2 protein-coding genes are annotated in these 1,617 nt (G+C 60.5%); one reads left to right on the forward strand and one right to left on the reverse strand.

What is annotated here, in order from left to right; translation table 11 throughout:
* Positions 1-402: Cd(II)/Pb(II)-responsive transcriptional regulator (gene cadR / locus BHU06_RS21810; RefSeq protein WP_070401339.1), on the reverse strand; the 402-nt coding region annotated here is incomplete at its 3' end.
* 46 nt (positions 403-448) lie between these two features.
* Here cadR and BHU06_RS21815 point away from each other — a divergent pair.
* Positions 449-1,558: a cation transporter gene (locus tag BHU06_RS21815; RefSeq protein ID WP_072632770.1), complete on the forward strand. Its 1,110-nt coding sequence runs from the start codon at positions 449-451 to the stop codon at positions 1,556-1,558.
* The last annotated feature ends 59 nt before the right edge of the window (positions 1,559-1,617 follow it).

Genomic DNA, 1,617 nt, shown 5'->3' on the forward strand with positions numbered 1-1,617 from the left:
GCTTGCCCCAGTGGCGCTGCGCAGCGATTCAAGTGCACCGCAATCGCCAACGCATACCCCTCCCGCACAGGTACTGCGGATGGCACGCAGTTGCTTGCGCAGCGCCTGCAACTCGGCGATTCGCTGCTCTACCAAGCGCATTTGATCGTCTAGCAAGGCATTGACCTCGTCGCAGGACATGGCGGGGTCGTCCTGCAACTGCAGCAGAGCCCGGATATCGTCGTGCGACATGTCCAGCGAGCGGCACCGAACGATGAAGGCCAACCTGTCGACATGCTGTTGGCCATATTGCCGATAGTTGTTGGCGGCCCGCAGGGGCGCCTGCAGAAGGCCCTCTGCTTCATAAAAGCGCACCGCGGGAACGGAGCACCCTGCCAATGACGATAGTTCACCGATTTTCATATTTGCCTACCTACCGCTTGACTCTACAGCTACTTGAGGGTTTCTAATACGGGACATGAGTACATGTCAAAGCAGTAGCTGCTCGAGCAGTTGCAATTCGCAGACGGTCGACGAGGCCCCAAGCGCCATTGCTTCCGTGGAGAGCACATTTTCAGTTCCGGGAATGGACTGCCCCTCCGAGGAGAACCTCATTCGCATGGCGCTGGGTGGTCTGACCGGGGTTGGGCCGATGACCTTCGATCTGGCCCATCGGCAGCTCCGGGTGGTGCACTCGGGCGAGCCCGCCAGGATCGCCCAGAAGCTGACGCCCCTGAACTTGGGTGCGGTTCTGCTGACAAGCGAGAGGCGCACCGAAGGCGGGCAGTGGAAGACGCGTTTCTCCGTGCCGAAGATGGATTGCCCGTCGGAGGAGAATCTCATTCGGATGGCGCTGGCCGATGCGTCGGCTGTTGCGGCACTGGACTTCGATCTGAAGGACCGTGTACTCACCGTGCAGCATGGGGGAAGTACGCAAGAGCTGCTGGGCCGTCTCATCCCTCTCAACCTCGGCGCGCAAGTGTTGGACAGCGTGCAAAGCGACGAGTCTACGGCCCCAGACGCAGAGGGGAATGCCTCTGAGGCTCGGACCTTAAAGCTGCTGCTCGCTATCAACGGTGCGATGTTTGTCTTTGAGTTGATCGTTGGCCTGATCGCCCAGTCCACAGGTCTCATAGCGGACTCGCTTGACATGTTCGCCGATGCGGCGGTCTACGGACTGGCGCTCTATGCGGTGGGCCGCGCCGCCGCCTTGAAGATGAAGGCAGCGCACATCGCTGGTTGGTTGCAAGTCGTGCTTGCGCTTGGCGCGCTTTTGGAGGTCGTTCGGCGGGCAGTTGTGGGAAGTGAGCCGGCGTCCATGCTCATGATGAGTATCGGGCTGGTCGCATTGATCGCCAACGTCACCTGCCTGGTGCTGATCGCCAAGAAGCGGGATCGGGGCGCCCACATGACGGCAAGCTACATTTTTTCTGCGAATGATGTGATCGCAAACGCGGGGGTGATAGTCGCTGGTGTTTTGGTCGCTTGGACGGGCTCCTCGTACCCTGACCTCGTGATTGGCGCAGTCATTGCGCTGATAGTGCTCAGCGGTGCCCGGCGCATCCTGAACCTCCGATAGCCAATCTAGCGGCATCCCACACCGATGCCTAGCCAAGGTGGGATGGCCGGCCGCTTACG

The organism is Hydrogenophaga sp. PML113 (assembly GCF_001777155.1).
Classification (GTDB): Bacteria; Pseudomonadota; Gammaproteobacteria; order Burkholderiales; family Burkholderiaceae_C; genus Hydrogenophaga; species Hydrogenophaga borbori.